The 16,739-nt window shown below is 72.3% G+C and carries 9 protein-coding genes and 2 riboswitches; of the genes, 5 read left to right on the top strand and 4 right to left on the bottom strand.

The window, feature by feature from the left end; translation table 11 throughout:
- Window position 1: 1 nt before the first annotated feature.
- Complete coding sequence (locus tag AB0J36_RS00210) at window positions 2–1,273, bottom strand: Hsp70 family protein (protein WP_357392728.1); 1,272 nt, start codon at window positions 1,271–1,273, stop codon at window positions 2–4.
- Between the two features lie 296 nt (window positions 1,274–1,569).
- On the opposite strand from AB0J36_RS00210, the gene AB0J36_RS00205 reads away from it, so the two are divergent.
- From AB0J36_RS00205 to AB0J36_RS00190, 4 genes are all read left to right on the top strand, one after another.
- Window positions 1,570–2,457, top strand: a complete 888-nt coding sequence (locus AB0J36_RS00205; protein ID WP_357121244.1) for an IniB N-terminal domain-containing protein — start codon at window positions 1,570–1,572, stop codon at window positions 2,455–2,457.
- Between the two features lie 115 nt (window positions 2,458–2,572).
- Window positions 2,573–4,420, top strand: a complete 1,848-nt coding sequence (locus tag AB0J36_RS00200) for a dynamin family protein (RefSeq protein WP_357392752.1) — start codon at window positions 2,573–2,575, stop codon at window positions 4,418–4,420.
- Window positions 4,417–5,877 (top strand): GTP-binding protein, encoded by a 1,461-nt coding sequence (locus AB0J36_RS00195; RefSeq protein WP_357121248.1) that lies wholly within the window; start codon window positions 4,417–4,419, stop codon window positions 5,875–5,877. The genes AB0J36_RS00200 and AB0J36_RS00195 overlap by 4 nt, the downstream gene beginning before the upstream one ends.
- Window positions 5,878–6,171: 294 nt before the next feature.
- Complete coding sequence (locus tag AB0J36_RS00190) at window positions 6,172–11,796, top strand: GH92 family glycosyl hydrolase (RefSeq protein ID WP_363659794.1); 5,625 nt, start codon at window positions 6,172–6,174, stop codon at window positions 11,794–11,796.
- A gap of 268 nt (window positions 11,797–12,064) precedes the next feature.
- On the opposite strand, the gene AB0J36_RS00185 is transcribed toward AB0J36_RS00190, so the two are convergent.
- From AB0J36_RS00185 to AB0J36_RS00175, 3 genes are read right to left on the bottom strand one after another with little or no spacing between them, the layout of a single operon-like run.
- Window positions 12,065–12,661, bottom strand: coding sequence for a histidine phosphatase family protein (locus AB0J36_RS00185; RefSeq protein WP_357121254.1), 597 nt, complete (start codon window positions 12,659–12,661; stop codon window positions 12,065–12,067).
- Window positions 12,658–13,458, bottom strand: a complete 801-nt coding sequence (locus tag AB0J36_RS00180; RefSeq protein WP_357392730.1) for a CbtA family protein — start codon at window positions 13,456–13,458, stop codon at window positions 12,658–12,660. The genes AB0J36_RS00185 and AB0J36_RS00180 overlap by 4 nt, the downstream gene beginning before the upstream one ends.
- Window positions 13,449–13,652 carry a CbtB domain-containing protein gene (locus AB0J36_RS00175; protein WP_357172121.1) on the bottom strand — a complete coding sequence of 68 codons (204 nt, stop codon included), beginning with the start codon at window positions 13,650–13,652 and terminating at the stop codon, window positions 13,449–13,451. The genes AB0J36_RS00180 and AB0J36_RS00175 overlap by 10 nt, the downstream gene beginning before the upstream one ends.
- Before the next feature lie 58 nt (window positions 13,653–13,710).
- A riboswitch (cobalamin riboswitch) is annotated at window positions 13,711–13,784 on the bottom strand.
- 186 nt (window positions 13,785–13,970) lie between these two features.
- Window positions 13,971–14,185, top strand: a riboswitch (cobalamin riboswitch).
- A gap of 193 nt (window positions 14,186–14,378) precedes the next feature.
- On the opposite strand from AB0J36_RS00175, the gene AB0J36_RS00170 reads away from it, so the two are divergent.
- Window positions 14,379–16,706, top strand: coding sequence for a ribonucleoside-diphosphate reductase subunit alpha (locus tag AB0J36_RS00170; RefSeq protein ID WP_357392753.1), 2,328 nt, complete (start codon window positions 14,379–14,381; stop codon window positions 16,704–16,706).
- Window positions 16,707–16,739 lie beyond the last annotated feature (33 nt).

The raw sequence follows: 16,739 nt of genomic DNA, 5'->3' as shown, positions 1-16,739 counted from the left end.
GTCATCCTTCGCGTCCCCGGCTGAGCGTCAGTGCCAGGCGGGACGCCTTCGGCAGGTCGAGGGGCAGGATCCGGACCGGCGGTCGGGGTGGCGGTTCGCCCGGATCGGTGGCGTGGTCCCGGGGTCGCCGCAGGGCCGGGAGGCTCGCCCGGCCCTCACCCGGGACCGGCGCCGGATCGCGGACCGGGGCCGGGGGTCGAGGGCGCGGCCGGGGTGACACCACCTGGCAGGCGGCGCTCGCCGCTCCGGTGGCGGCGGTGAGCTGCGCGTCCGGCTCGACCTCGACCGGCACACCGAGCGCCGTGCTGATCAGCTCGGTGACCAGCGGGATGCGGGTCGAGCCGCCGGCCAACAGGACGCCGTCGAGCTGTGTCGGCGTCAGGCCGGCGCCCTGCACGGTGCGCAGCAGGAGGTCCACGGTGGCCTGCACGGTGGGGCGGATCATCGCCTCGAACTGCGCGCGGGTCACCGGTATGCGTGCCGGACCGGTCGGCAGGCTCAACACCACGTCGGCGGCCGGCTCGACGGTCAGCGCCCGCTTGACCCGGTCGCACTCGGCCGGCAGGCCGCGCAGGGCGGCGTGGTGGTCCCGCCGCCCGATGGCGGCCAGCTCCCGGGACAGCACGGTACGGACGTGGCTGGCCAGCAGCTCGTCGAAGTCGGCCCCGCCGATCGGGTCGAGACCCTGGGGCGTGCCGAAGCTCTCGTAGGTGCCGCGCGGGGTGCGCCGGACCAGGGCCGCCTCGAAGCTGGCGCCGCCCAACGCGTAAACGGCCGCCGTGGTGCCCGCGAAGCCACGCGCCGCGTGACTCTCCGCGACCGTGACCGTACGGGGGAGTAGCGTCACCGTGCGCAGCCCGAGGTCGACGAGCGCCCGGCGCAGCAGCTCCCGGCGGTACGGCCGCCAGCCGGCCGGGTGACTGAGCACCACCGCCTCGGCCGGGCCGCCTTCCGCGGCGTGCGCCTGCTCCACCACCCAGGCCGCCAACTCCGCCGTGAGGGTCTGCGGCGCGCACGCCTCGCCACCGAGCAGCAGGGGCACGTCGTCACCGATCCGGCGGACGAAATCCCTGCTGGTGCGACTGCCGTCGTCGGTCGCGGGCCCGCCGATGTGCAGCGCGCCGTCCTCGGCCAGGTGCAGCACCGACGGTACGAGCGGCGAGCCGGCGTTCAGCGGGACAGCCTCCGGACGCGTCCAGGTCCGGCCGTCGCGCCGAGCGACGGCGGCGGCGGTGTTGGTGCTTCCGATGTCTATCCCCAGGACGTACGGCATCCGTCTCTTCTCTTTCCGCGAGTGGCCGGCTGATGGCGATGGCGTCGGCGCTGTCCGGCGACCCACCCCCGGCGAAACCCGCGGGCCCCTACGTTCGTACCAGAGATCACTGCGTGGTCGGCACCCTAATCTGACCGGGACGGTTTCCCCCAGTCCCCCTAACGGGGGAGCCGGCGAACGCCCTAACGCGGCTTGATCGATTGCGGGCGCAGCCCCGATGTCCGGGGCCGCCCCCCGCCATAGCGTTCCTCTCGACGAACGACGGTCGCCGATGCCAATCCGAGGAGAACCGGCACATGGACTCGCAACAGACCCTCCACGACTTCGTGCTCGACCTGCTGACCAACCCCGACGCGCGGTCGGCGTTCGACCTCGACCCGGAGGGCGCGCTGCACGCCGCGGGGCTCAGCGACATCACCGCCGCCGACGTGCAGGACGTGGTGCCGCTGGTGGTCGACTACGCGCCGGGGCAGGGCCTCGCGCCGCTGGCCCCGGTGGTCGGGCAGCTCGGCTTCGACCCGCTGGTGACCGACGCCACCGACGTGGTCGGTCAGTTGCAGAGCGTGGCGCAGCAGATCAGCGTCACCAGCTCGCCGTCTGGTGTGGACGTCAAGGCCGGTGTGCTCGGCGCCATCGCGGTCGACCCGTCGACCGTCGCCGCCGGGGTGAGCGTGCTGCCGGGTGTCGGCCTGGGTGTCGGGCCGAGCGGCCTCGACACCGACCTGACCGGGGTGTCCGACGTGGCGCACACGCTCGACGCGGACGTGGTGCAGCCCGTCGACGGGATCGTCGACCCGGTGCTCGGCGGCGCGACCGGCACGGTCGGCGACCCGACCGGCGTGCTCGGCGTCACCGACCCGGTGCTCGGCGGCGACGTGACCGGTGGCGTCCTCTCCGGCGTGCACGGTCAGGTCGACGGCATCGTCGGCTCCCTCGGTGTCCACGACACCCTGGGTGGCCTGGGCCTCGGCGAGGGCGCCGTCGGCGGCGTGGTGCCGCCGGTGGACGTTCCGTCCGTGGTGGGCGGTGTCACGCACCACGTGGACAGTCTCCTTCCCGGGGTCACCGGCACGGTCGGCGACGTGACGGGTGGGCTCACCGACGGTGTGACCGGCGACTCGCACGACGGGGGGCCCGCCTCGTCGGACCACGGGTTGCTGGGCATCACCGGCGGTCTGCTCTGACGGGATTTTCCGTCGGAAGCGGGGGGTCGGGTCGCGTCGAGCGGCCCGGCCCTTCCCGGTTTCCTCTCCGACACCTCTTGCTAATTGAGCCGAAATCCGCACACTTGGTGCGGTGATGGCGGGGATCTGGCTGGATGTACTGGACGAGATCGCCCGGACGTGTACGACACACGGTCGCGGCGATCTGCTGCAGACGGTCCGGCAGAAGCGTGCCCAACTGCTCGATCCGACGTTGCGGGTCCTGGTCGTCGGCGAGCCGAACCAGGGCAAGAGTCAGCTCATCAACGCGATCATCAACGCGCCGGCCTGCCCGGTCGGGGACGGTCGCACCACGGTCCTGCCGACCGTGGTGCAGCACGCCGAATCCGCCTGCGCCACGATGGTCCAGGCGTCGGCCGGACGACCCGCGGGAGGGCCGGCGGCGACGCTCGCCGAGCGGACCTCCCTGGCGCTCGACCAGGTCGCGGCCGGCGTGTCCGGCGCGGTCGGGCGTCGGCCGGGGGGCGGTCCGGCGTACGTCGAGGTCGGCCTGCCCCGGGCGCTGCTCGCCGCCGGACTCGTGCTGGTGGACACTCCGGGTACCGACGAGGTCACCGCGCTCGGCGCGGCCGTGGAGGTGGCCGCCTCGACCCGCGCGGACGCCGTGCTGCTGGTCTCCGACTCCACGAGGGAGCTCTCGGTGGCCGAGCTGAACATGCTGCTGCACGTCATGCGCTCGCAACCGAACGTGGTCGTGGTTCAGAGCAAGACCGACCTGGTGGCGGACTGGCGGACGGTCGCCGAGCGCAACCGGCAACACCTCGCCGATGCCGGCGTCGCGGCGCCGCTGATCCCGGTGTCGGCGACGCTGCGGCTGCGCGCGGCGGCGGCCGACGACCGTGGTCTCAACGCCGAGTCCGGCTTTCCGGCGCTGATCGCCCGCCTGCAACGGGACCTGGCCGGCAAGGCCGACCACCTGGCGCGGGCGTCGGTGCAGGCGGTGGCCCGTACGGTGGTGGAGCAACTGGCCGCGCCGCTGCGCGCCGAGTTGGCGACGCAGGAGGCGGCGGAGCAGTCCGGGCCGATCTCGCGGCTGCACGCGGCCCAGCGGGAGGTCGACGAGCTGCGGCGCTGCTCGACCCGCTGGCAGAACACCCTCAACGACGAGATGGCCGACCTGCTCTCCGACATCGAGTACGACCTGCGGGACCGGACGCGCCAGATCCTGCGGGCGGTCGACGAGGCGTTCGATGAGGCCGACCCGCTCGTCGCCTGGGACACCTTCGACGAGTGGCTGTCACGCAGCCTGGTCGAGGCCGCGGAGGCCAACCACGAGTGGCTGGTCCAGCGCTGCGACTGGATCGCCCGCCGGGTGGCCGCCCACTTCAACCGGTACGGCTACGACGTGCTGCCGCCCTGGTCGATGACGATGCCGGAGGATCTCGGCGACCGGCTGCCGGACCTGGAACGGCCGCGGATCGACCGGTTCACGACGGGTCAGAAGCTGTTCACCGGCATGAAGGGCTCGTACGGCGGCATGCTGATGTTCGGCCTCGCGACCACCCTGGCCGGGATGCCGATGATCAACCCGGTCTCGGTCGGCATCGGCGCCCTCTTCGGCGGCAAGAGCATCCGCGACGAGAGCAAGCAGATGTTGCGCCGCCGGCAGGCGACCGTGAAGACGGTCATCCAGCGGCATGTCGACGAGTTCTTCGTCCGGATGGTCCGGGACTGCCGGGACGCCACCCGGCAGGTGCAACGGATGCTGCGCGACCACTTCACGGGTCTGACCGAGGAGTTGCAGGAGGCCATCGTGCAGTCGTTCCGCAGCGCGAAGCAGGAGGCCGACACCGACGTCGCCCTGCGCGAGCAGCGGCAGCGGGAGATCCGGTCGAAGATGACCCGCCTCGCCGCGCTCTACGAGCAGTCCCAGCACCTGACCGCCGCCCGGTCGACCCCGGTGCTGTTGGAGCCCGGGGCATGACTGTCGGGGTGCGGTTGGACGAGGCGGCCTGGGGGCTGCTGCACCAGGCGCTGGAGGTCTACCAGCACGACGCGCGGGCGGTCGGGCGGTTGCGGCACCAGATCGCGCGGTTGGAGCAGCCGCTGCGGATCGCGGTCGCCGGGCCGTGGCGTGCGGGCAAGTCGACGGTGCTCAACGCGCTGATGGGGGAGGAGGTCGCGCCGGTCGAGGGCGCCGACGGCGCGTTCACCTGGTACGAGGACGGCGCGTCGCCGGGCGCCACCGCCTACCCGGTGGGGCAGCCTCCGCAGGAGCTGACGGTGGTCAAGTCGGCGACCGGCATGCGGGTGGATCTCGGCTGGCGTGCCGGGGAGGTACGCGACATCGTGGTGCGGTGGCCGACGCGGGCGCTGCGGCAGGTGACGCTCGTCGACACCCCGGCGCTCAGCACGGTCGACGAGCAGGGGCACGCGCCGGTGCTGGACCGGGTGCTGGCCGACGCGGACGCGGTGTTGTTCCTGACCCGGGACGGCCGCGACAGCGATCTGCGGGTGTTGGAGTCCGGTCGGGACAGTGCCGTCGGGCAGGCCGCCCCGGTCAACGTGATCATGGTGTTGTCCCGGGCGGACGAGGTCGGCGGTGGCCGGATCGACGGGCTGCTCACCGCCCGACAGTTGGCCCGTCGGCACCACCGCGATCCCCGGGTGGGCGCGTTGGCCGTCAACGTGGTGGCGTGCAGTGGAGCTGTCGGCCTCGCGGGTCGGCTGCTCAGCGAGTCCGAATTCGCCGCGCTGGCGACGCTGGCCGGGGTGCCCCGCGCCGGGTTGGAGCCCCACCTGCTCTCCGCCGATCGCTTCGTCCGTGGCGACCTTCCGGTGCGCCTCGATCCCGAGGTGCGCGCGGGCCTGCTGGACCGGTTCGGCCTCTTCGGTATCCGGCTGGCCACGACGTTGGTCCGCGGTGGGTTCGACACCCGGGTGGCGATGTCGGCCGAGCTGATCCGGCGCAGCGGCCTCACCGAGCTGCGCGAGTCGATGACCCGTTGTTTCGTCGATCGGCGCGACGCGCTCAAGGCGCGCTCGGCGCTGGCCGCGGTGGAGTCCCTGGTGCGGGCCGAGCCGGTCCGGGGCAGCGACGAGTTGGTCGGCGCGATCGAGCAGATCCTGGCGGGCGCGCACGAGTTCCGTGAGTTGCGCCTGCTGGTGGCGTTGCGCAACGCCCGTCTCGGTTTCGACGCCGAGTTGGCCGCCGAGGCGCGGCGGCTGGTCGGCGGCGAGGGCGTCTCCCTGGCCGCCCGGCTCGGTGTCGAGCACGAGGCGACCACCCAACGGCTCTGGGAGACCGCCGCCGACGCCCAGTGGCGGTGGCGGGACCGGGCGGAGGATCCGCTGCTCCCACTGACCCAGCGGCGCGGTGCCGAGGTGGTCGTGCGTAGCTGCGAGGGAATGCTGGCCGAGCTGGCGGCGGGCGGTCGCTGAGCGGCCGCGAGTCCACCTGCGCCTCGCCAAGGCCGAGTAAGGAAGGGCACCTTCCTAACGCCTCGTGTATAGGAAGGTGCCCTTCCTTACGAACTGGAAGCGCTGGGCGCGTTTCGCGGCGCTCAACCCATTGACAGGCCGTTGGTTGCCCGGAAACATCTGGCCAACATCCACCGGATCTGCCCTCGCTTGTCAGGCACGCCCGATGACAACGATGTCAGAGCCGGTCCACCCTCCACTGCCACCCAGACGCTCGACGTACTCGACCGGATCGAGTCGAAAGGTCCCGCCCCCATGCCGTATCTCCCCCGTACGCGCGCCGTCTCCCTGCGGATAGCCGTGGCGACAACCGCCGTCCTGCTGCCCCTGGGGATGGTCGTCGCCGCGCCGCTGGCCAGCGCCGCTCCGAGCGCCCCGCCACCGGGCGCCTTCCGTTCCTCGTTCGAATCGGCCGACCCGCAGCCCGCCCCGAGCACCGTCGAGGTCGACCGCTCCGGTCGGCCCGTGCAGGGCAACCTCAGCGGGTCGAGCGACGCGAACCTGCCCGGCAGCCTGCTCGGCCAGGTCGAGGCCGTCACCGCGAGCGCCCAGAACCCGCCGAACGAGATCGCGGCGAACCTCGCCGACGGGAAGCCGTCGACCAAGTGGCTGGCGTTCGAATCGACCGCGTGGGTGACGTACCAACTGGCCAAGCCGGCGGTCGTCAAGCGGTACGCGCTGACCTCGGCGGACGACGAGCCGGGCCGCGACCCCCGCGACTTCACCCTCCAGGGGTCCACCGACGGCAGCGCCTGGGTCGACCTGGACCGCCAGACGAAGCAGGGTTTCGCCAAGCGGTTCGCCACCAACAGGTACGGCGTCACCAACACGACGGCCTACGGCTGGTACCGGCTGGTGGTCTCCGCGAACTCCGGCGACACTCTCACCCAGCTCGCCAGCTGGGACATCAGCGACGGCTCGGACGTCCGACCGCCGGCCACGCCCATGGTCACCGAGATCGGCCCCGGCCCGGCCGGCGGTTACACGACGAAGCCGGGCGTCGGCTTCACCGGGCTGGCCGCGCTGCGCTACTACGGTGGCGCCCAGACCGGTGGCCGCTCGTACGCGACGAACAAGCTGTTCGACGTCGACATCCCGGTCGGGCCGAACACCCGCCTGTCGTACCGGATCTTCCCCGAGTTCACCGGCCAGGACGCCCGCTACCCGTCCACCTACGCCTCGGTCGACCTGCACTTCACCGACGGCAGCTACCTCAGTGGACGCTCGGCCGTCGACCAGCACGGCAACCCGCTGACCCCGGCCGGGCAGGGCGCCTCGAAGGTGCTCTTCGCCGACCAGTGGAACGCCGTCAGCGCCGACGTCGGCGCCGTCGCGCGCGGCAAGACGATCGACCGCGTCCTGCTGGCGTACGACGACCCGCAGGCCACCGAGGAGACCCTCTTCCAGGGGTGGCTCGACGACGTCGAACTGACTCCGAACCCGGCGACGATCGACGGCTCCCGGCTGACGAACTACGTCGACACCCGCCGCGGCACCAACTCCACGGGCGGGTTCTCGCGCGGCAACAACCTGCCGATCACCGCCGTGCCCAACGGGTTCAACTTCTTCACCCCGGTGACCGACGCGACCTCGGACTCCTGGGAGTACGACTACCACCGCGCCAACAACGCCGCCAACCTGCCCACCTTGCAGGGCCTCGCGATCTCCCACGAGCCCAGCCCCTGGATGGGCGACCGCAACCAGATGTCGGTGATGCCGGTGGCCGGCGACGGCCCCCTCACCGGAGCACCCGCCAGCCGGGCGCTGGCCTTCCGGCACGAGGACGAGACGGCACGGCCGGACCTCTACCGGGTCGCGCTACAGAACGGCCTGGTCGCCGAGATGACGCCGACCGACCACGCCGGCATCATGCGGTTCACCTTCGGGCCGGGACCGTCGACCGGAAGTCTCGTCTTCGCCAAGGGCACCTTCACCCTCGGTACCGACAGCACGTTCACCGGCTGGGTCGACAACGGAAGCGGCCTCTCGGCCGGACGTAGCCGGATGTTCGTGTCCGGTGAGTTCGACCGCGCGCCGGCAGCCGTCACGGCGACGTCCGCGACCTTCGACGTCTCGGCGAACCGTCAGGTGACGATGCGGATCGCGACCTCGTTCCTCTCCGTCGAGCAGGCCCGTCGCAACCTCGACCTGGAGGTGACCGGCCGGACCTTCGACGCGATCCGCGACGCCGCCACCGCCGCCTGGAAGGACCGCCTCGGCCGGGTCGAGCTGCGGGGCGCGACCGAGACGCAGCTCGTCACCATGTACTCGAACCTGTACCGGCTGAACCTCTACCCGAACTCGCAGTCGGAGAACACCGGCACCGCCGCCGCCCCCCACTGGCAGTACGCCAGCCCGGTGTCCGCGCCGACCGGCACGTCGACCGCCACCCGGACCGGCGCGAAGATCGTCGACGGGCAGATCTACGTCAACAACGGGTTCTGGGACACCTACCGCACGGTGTGGCCCGCGTACTCGCTGCTCTACCCGGACGTCGCCGCGAAGATCTCGGACGGGTTCGTCCAGCACTACCGCGACGGCGGCTGGATCGCCCGCTGGTCGTCGCCCGGCTACGCCGACCTGATGACCGGCACCAGCGCGAACGTGGCCTTGGCGCAGGCGTACCTCACCGGGGTCAAGCTGCCCGACCCGCTCGCGGCGTACGACGCGGCCGTCAAGGACGCGACCGTCGCGTCCGGACGCGGCGCGGTCGGCCGCAAGGGCATCGAGACGTCGCTGTTCCTCGGCTACACGCCGACCAGCACCGGCGAGTCGGTGTCGTGGGCGCTCGAGGGGTACATCAACGACTACGGCATCGGCAACATGGCCGCCGCGCTCGCCAAGGACCCGGCGACGCCGAAGTCGCGGCGCGAACAGCTCACCGAGGAGTCGCGGTACTTCCTGGAGCGGGCCCGCAACTACGTCCACCTCTTCGACGCCAAGACGAAGCTCTTCCAGGGCCGCGACGCGGCCGGCACGTTCCTCGCCGGTGACCCGCTGGACTGGGGTGGCGTCTACACCGAGACCAACGGCTGGAACTTCGCGTTCACCGCACAGCAGGACCCCCAGGGCCTGATCAACCTGTACGGCGGGCAGAAGGCGCTGCGGGACAAGCTCGACACCTTCTTCGCGACGCCCGAGAACGCCGACCACCCCGGCGGCTACGGCGGCGTCATCCACGAGATGATCGAGGCCCGCGCGGTGCGGATGGGACAGCTCGGCATGAGCAACCAGCCGTCGCACCACATCCCGTACCTGTACGACGTCGCCGGCGCTCCGGCGAAGACCCAGGCGGCCGTGCGCGAGATCCTGCGGCGTCTCTACGTGGGCAGCGAGATCGGTCAGGGCTACCTGGGCGACGAGGACAACGGCGAGATGTCGGCCTGGTACGTCCTCAGCTCGCTGGGCATCTACCCGTTGCAGGCCGGGTCGACCCACTGGGCGATCGGCTCGCCGCAGTTCACCCGGATGACCGTCCACCGACCGACCGGCGACATCGTGGTCAACGCCGCGAACAACAACAACCGCAACGTGTACGTGCAGAGCGTGAAGGTCAACGGCAAGAAGCAGCGCGACGTCTCCGTCGAGGTGTCCGCGCTCGCCAGGGGCGGAACCATCGACTTCCAGATGGGACCGAACCCGTCGTCGTGGGGCACCGGTCGCGACGCCACACCCCCGTCGCTGACCAGGGGCGACGCCGTACCGCAGCCGTTGCAGGACGTCACCGGGCCGGGCCTCGGCACCGCCACCGTCAGCGGCGGTCCGGACGCGTCGACGCTGTTCGACGACTCGTCCACCACCCAGCTGACGACGTCGTCGGGCACGCCGCAGATCGGCTGGACGAGCCGTGGCGGACGGCAGAAGCCGACCTACTACACCATCACCTCCGGCGCGACCGCGGGCGACCCGGCGGACTGGCGGTTGCAGGGCTCCACCGACGGCCTGACCTGGAGCACGCTGGACGCGCGGGCGGGCGAGGTGTTCCGCTGGCGCAACCAGACCCGGCCGTTCCGGATCGACAAGCCCGGACGGTACTCCCAGTTCCGCCTCGTCGTGACGAAGACGGTCGGCGCGGCCCAGCCGACCCTCGCCGAGATCGAGCTGCTCGCCGGGGGCGACCTCGACCTGGGCGGCGGTGACATCACGGTGACCGCCACCGATGGCGTGCACGCCCGCTCCGGCGCGCCCGCCACGATGGCCCTGGCCACGGTCACCGGTGGCGTCGCCGACGACTACCGGGCCACGATCGACTGGGGTGACGGGTCACCGGCCACCGAGGGCACCCTGACGCTGAGTTCCCGGGAGGTCTACCGCGTCAGCGGCGAGCACACCTACGCCACGCCGGGCTACCACCAGGCGAGCGTCACGGTGACCGACGGCGTCGGTCAGGGCTCGGTGACGGTCGGCGTCGACGTCACGTACGCGGCGAACTCCGGCCTCACCGCGGCGTTCGACAGCGTGTGTGTCGGCGACGAGGGCACCCTCGCGGCGGACTGCGACGCGAAGTCGTGGGCGTACTCGCGGGCGGCCCTCGCGGCGGCCGGCGTGACCCAGGGGCAGCGGCACCAGGTGCCGGGCACCGCGCTGGGCTTCACCCTGCCGCAGGTCCCGGCCGGGCAGCCGGACAACGCCACCGGCAACGGCGCGACGATCGCGCTGCGCCTGCCGGCCGACGCCCGGAGCATCTCGTTCATCGGCGCCGGTACGCAGGGCAACCAGGCAACGACCGGCACGGCGACGTTCAGCGACGGCAGCACCGCGAGCATTCCGATCCAGTTCAGTGACTGGACGCTGGGCGGCAACGCCAACGGGACGCCGTCCTACGGCAACATCGTCGTCGCGAAGTCCGCGTACCGGCTCAGTGGCACGAGCCGCGACGGCGCCCAGCCGTTCCTGTTCGCCACCACGCCGTACCAGATCCCGGCGGGTAGGACGCTGGTCTCGGTGACCCTGCCGACGCAGACCGGCGACCCGCGCTCGGCGGGCCGGATCCACGTGTTCGCCGTCGCCGACGACGGCACGCCGGCCGCCGCGCTGGTGACCGCCGCCCCGGGCGACCAGAGCGTCGACGCCGGGCAGGTCCTCACGGCGAACCTCGGATCGGTGACCGGCGGTCTTCCCGACCCGACCGGCTACCACGCCCGCGTCCAGTGGGGTGACGGCACGGTTCCGGACGACGCCACGATCGGTGCGGACGGCGCGCTGAGCGGCCGGCACACCTACGCCCGTGCGGGCGCCTACACGGTGCGCGTCACCGCGTGGGACACGGTGTCCAGCAGCACCGCGAGCTTCACCGTGACCGTCCGGCGGGCCGGGGCGGCCACCACCCTCGCGGTGTCCGGCACACAGTCGGTCGCCGCTGGGGACGCGGTCACGGTCGTCGGCAGCGGGTTCGCCGCCGGCGAGCGGGTGACGGTGGGCCTCGCGGCCGGCACGACCCGCGAGGTGACGGTCTCGGCGTCCGCGACGGGCACGGTCCGCGCGACCGTCGCGACCTCCGGGGACACGCCACCGGGGCGGTACGCCGTACGCGCCACCGGCGCGTCCTCCGGTACGCCGGCGACGGCAACCGTGCAGGTGACCGTGGGCTCGACGGACCCGGCCTACCAGCCGCGCCTGTCGTTGCCCACGCCGTCCGCGCCGCGCGGCACGTCGATCACGGTCGACGGCTCCGGCTTCGCGCCGAACGAGGAGATCACGGTCAGCCTCGGCGACGGCCGTCGGGTCGGCACGGTACGCGCGAACGGTGACGGCATCGTCGCCGGCGGGACCGTCGGCGTCCCGGATGCGACGGAGCCCGGGGTCACCAGCGTGACGCTGTCCGGGTCCCGCTCGAAGGCGACGGTGTCCCGACCGTTCACGGTCACCGTCACGAAGTAAGCCGGAAGCACATCAGTCGGGCGGGCCGTTCCTCACGGCCCGCCCGACCTGCGTTCCAGGCCCGCCGGGCGTGTATTCCAGGCCCGCCGGGCCCTGTGTTCCAGGCTCGCCGGGCGTGCGTTCCAGGCCTGCCCGGCACCCGTCCGGGCCGCCCGATCTCAGCTCTGAGCCGCCCGATCTCGGCTCCGAGACGCGGGTCGCGCGACTGCCCGCCGACCTCGCTGCCCCGGATCTGGGGCAGCTCGACAGGAGCCGTGGTAGACCCTCGTCACCCGTTCGCCGGTGCCGGCGCCGCGTCCAGGCGGAACTGCCAGCTCGGGCCGTGGCCGGTGAGTCGGACGATCGCCAGCGGCGCGACGTCGAACTGCCGGTACGTGGCCAGCGGCAGATCCAGGGCGTGCACGAGCGCGACCCGGATCACCAGCGGGTGCGTGACGGCGGTGACCCGTCGGCCGACGTCGCGCTGCGCGTCCAGCCACCGACCGACGCGCTGGCGTACCGCGAGGATCGACTCACCGCCGTGCGGCGCGGCGTCCGGCGTGGACAGCCATTCGCGCAGCGCGTCCGGCCGCGTCGCGGCGATCTCCGCGAGGGACCGGCCCGACCAGTCGCCGTAGTCACAGTCGGCCAGGGCCGCCTCGACGGTGGGCGCGAGCCCGAGAACCTCGGCGGTCTCGACGGCCGCCGCCGCGGGGCTGGACAGGCATGCCACCGCGTCGCCTGCGCGACGGCCCGCAGCGGCGGGGGACAGGGCGAGGGCGGCACGCCGGCCGCCCTCGTCCAGGCTGTCGTTCCCGCCGAACCGGGCCTGCCGCAGGGCGGCGGTGTGACCGTGGGCGACCAGCCGCAGGCTGGTGGCGCTCACCCGGCCAGTCGTGCGTCGGCGACCGCGCGCTGGCGGTGCATCAGGGCGGCGAAGAGCAGGCCTATCCCGGTCCACAGCACCATCTGGGTGCCGAGCGAGGCGAGGCGGAAGCTCCACAGCAGCGTCGCGGGGAAGTCGCCGGGGACCTCCTGGAACGACGGCAGCGCCACATAGGACACGACGGTGACCAGCAGGAAACCGCCGACCGCCGCGCTGGCCCGCAGCCACACGGGCGCGCGCTCACCCACCGACCGGTAGCCGAGCGAACCGGACCAGACCGCGACCAGGCCGAGTACCACCATCAGCAGGTAGGTGACCGTGCGCTGGTTGATGGTGGACGGGTCGCCGACGGCCGGCGGATTCGGCGGGTACTTGAGGAACGGCACGATCACCGTGCCGAGCAGCGCACCGCCGGCCAGCAACAGCCCGGACCGCCCGTCGTCGGCGGTCCGCCGACGACGGGCCAGCAGGACGTACGCGCTGGCCAACAGGCCGCCCATGGCGGCGCCGAACAGGCCGGTGGCCAGGAACAGGCCGCCGCGTTGGCCGTTGCGGCCGATCAGGGCCTCCTCGCCGTGCTGGTGCCCGTCGGCGGCCTCCTCGGCGTGCTGGTGCCCGTCGGCGGCGGCCTCCGCGTGCGTGGCCGCCTCCTCGATGGCGATGGCCGCCTCGACGTGTGGTTCGCCGACGACGTAGGCGAACGTCCCGGCGATCAGGCCGGCCACCAGGCCGGCGAGCAGCCCGCGCAGCAGGACCGTGACGAACGTGGGTGCGGTGCCGGTGTCGCTCAGTGGCACGGGACACCGAGCAGGTGCCGGCCGTCGTGCATCAGCTCGTGCAGGTACATCCCGCTGCGCGAGACCGCCCCCTGATCGAAGGCGACGAGGTAGGCCAGCAGGGCGAGCACGGCGACGGTGGCCAGGACCGTCCACAGGAGACGGGTCGGGACAGCGGGGTGCGACAGCGGCTGGCTGGACGTGGAGCTGGACATGCGTGAACGAACCTCCTCGGGGATGACGCGTCCCCATCGCAAGGCTGCGGACGACCGAGCGTCCTGGCTCGCGCCCCCCGGGCTGGGGGCCGCTCACAGTGGCGCGACCGCGCCGGATTCTCACCGGCTTCCCTCGCGTCGCCGCAGATAGTGGGTCGACCGTATCGGTGCCGGTTCGCCTCGGTCAAGCCGATGGCGACGGTCGGGGCGGCACCGCCTCGTCGGCCGGCTCCGAGCCGATCGACGAGGGTCGTCATCGGCGACCGCGACACGCCGAACCCGACATGTGGGGTGTGACAAACGTGCTCGCCCCTATATATGGTGTCGACCGCAGCTGGTTCGTCCACTCCTGGTGAGTGGTCGAGGCAAGAGGGAACCCGGTGCAAGTCCGGGACTGTCCCGCAGCGGTGAGTGGGAACGACCGCCGTCATCAGCACTGGGCCAACGGCCTGGGAAGCGACGGCCAGTAGGTGACCGGGCAGGCCCGGTCGCGCCCGCGAGTCCGAAGACCTGCCAGCGCGCCGCGTACCCGACCCTCGGGTGCGCGGCGGTCCGAGGCCGCGCGGAACGGCTGACGCCACCTCGCCCACGCCCGCGCTGGCCTGGCGTCGACGGCGTCCGTCTCCCCGCGTCCGAGGGCCCTTGAGGTCTCGAACTCCCGAGGAGTGAGTGGTGACAGTCACCCAGGTGGTCCCGGTCAGCGGCGAGGCCGCGCGGCGGACCCCGATGCAGGTGCGCAAGCGCGACGGCGGCACCGAGGCCGTGGACGTGAACAAGATCGTCCGGGCGGTCGAGCGGTGGGCCGACGACCTGACCGAGGTCGACCCGATGCGGGTGGCCACCCGCACGATCAGCGGCCTCTACGACGGCGCGACCACCGCCGAGCTGGACCGGCTGTCCATCCAGACGGCGGCCGAGATGATCGGTACGGAGCCGCAGTACTCGCGCCTGGCCGCGCGGCTGTTGGCCGGCTACGTCGACAAGGAGGTGCGGCGCCAGGGCATCACCTCGTTCAGTGCGGCGATCCGGGCCGGCCACGCCGAGGGTCTGATCGGTGACGAGACCGCCGCGTTCGTCGCCGCGCACGCGGAGACGTTCGACGACGCCGTCGACCCTGACGGCGACCGCCGCTTCGAGTACTTCGGCCTGCGCACCGTCTACGACCGGTACCTGCTGCGTCACCCCACCACCCGGCTGGTGCTGGAGACGCCGCAGTACTGGCTGCTGCGGGTGGCCTGCGGCCTGTCCCGTACGCCGGACGAGGCGGTCGACTTCTACCGGCTGATGTCCAGCCTCGCCTATCTGCCCAGCTCGCCGACTCTGTTCAACTCCGGCACCCGACACACCCAGATGTCCTCGTGCTATCTCGTGGACTCGCCGCGCGACGAGTTGGACTCGATCTACGCGCGCTACGCCCAGGTCGCGAACCTGTCCAAGTTCGCCGGTGGCATCGGCATCGCGTTCTCCCGGGTCCGGTCCCGTGGCGCGCTGATCCGGGGCACGAACGGGCAGTCCAACGGCATCGTGCCGTGGCTGCGCACACTGGACGCGAGCGTCGCGGCGGTCAACCAGGGCGGGCGGCGCAAGGGCGCGGCCTGCGTCTACCTGGAGCCGTGGCACCCGGACATCGAGGAGTTCCTCCAGCTCCGGGACAACACGGGCGAGGACGCCCGGCGTACGCACAACCTCAACCTGGCCAACTGGGTCCCGGACGAGTTCATGCGCCGGGTCGAGGCCGACGAGATGTGGTCGCTGTTCGACCCCGACGAGGTGCCCGAACTGCCCGATCTGTGGGGCGAGCGGTTCGACGCCGCGTACCGGGCCGCCGAGGCGCAGGGCCGCTACGTGCGGCAGCTGCCGGCCCGCGAACTGTACGGGAAGATGATGCGGACCCTGGCCCAGACCGGCAACGGCTGGATGACCTTCAAGGACGCGGCCAACCGGCTGTGCAACCAGACGGCCGAGCCGGGCAACGTGGTGCACCTCTCCAACCTCTGCACCGAGATCATCGAGGTGTCCAGCGACGACGAGACCGCAGTCTGCAACCTCGGCTCGGTGAACGTCGCCGCCCACCTGACCGATGAGGGCATCGACTGGGAACGGCTGCGCGCCACGGTGCGTACGGCGGTGACGTTCCTCGACCGGGTCATCGACATCAACTACTACCCGACCCCGCAGGCGGCGGCGAGCAACCCCCGTTGGCGGCCGGTCGGGCTCGGGCTGATGGGGCTGCAGGACGTGTTCTTCGCGCTGCGGCTGCCGTTTGACGCACCGGCCGCGCGGGAGCTGTCCACCCGGATCAGCGAGGAGCTGTACCTGACCGCGCTGGAGACCTCCGCCGACCTGGCCCGCGACTTCGGCGCCCACCCGGCGTTCGCGCAGACCCGGGCCGCGCGGGGGCGCCTGCAACCGGACCTGTGGGGTGTCGAGGGTACGCAGGCCGCACGCTGGACCGCGCTGCGTCAGCGGGTGCGGGAGTACGGGCTGCGCAACTCGCTGCTGGTGGCGGTCGCGCCCACCGCGACGATCGCGTCGATCGCCGGCTGCTACGAGTGCGTCGAGCCGCAGGTGTCCAACCTGTTCAAGCGCGAGACGCTGTCGGGGGAGTTCCTCCAGGTCAACACGGCTCTCGTACGCGAGTTGAAGGCCCGTGGTCTGTGGACCGAGCAGATCCGGTCGGCGATCAAGCGGGCCGAGGGGTCGGTGCAGTCCGTCATGGAGCTGCCGGCCGACGTGCGGGAGCTGTTCCGCACCGCGTGGGAGCTGCCGCAGCGGGCGCTGATCGACCTGGCCGCCGCCCGCGCGCCGTTCATCGACCAGTCCCAGTCGCTGAACCTGTTCCTGGCCTCGCCCACCATCGGCAAGCTCTCCTCGATGTACCTGTACGCCTGGAAGACCGGTCTGAAGACCACCTACTACCTGCGGTCCCGGCCGGCCACCCGGATCCAGCAGGCCACCGTCAGCGCGGTGCCGCCCGTCCTCCCCGTCGCGGTCGACGCCGAGGCGCTGGCCTGCTCGCTGGAGAACCCCGAGTCGTGCGAGGCGTGCCAGTGACCGTCGCCGACACCACCACGGACAGCACCACCG

Origin of the sequence: Micromonospora sp. NPDC049662, assembly GCF_040675055.1 — a bacterium.
GTDB lineage: Bacteria > Actinomycetota > Actinomycetes > Mycobacteriales > Micromonosporaceae > Micromonospora.
This window is presented reverse-complemented; position numbering and strand designations above follow the sequence as displayed.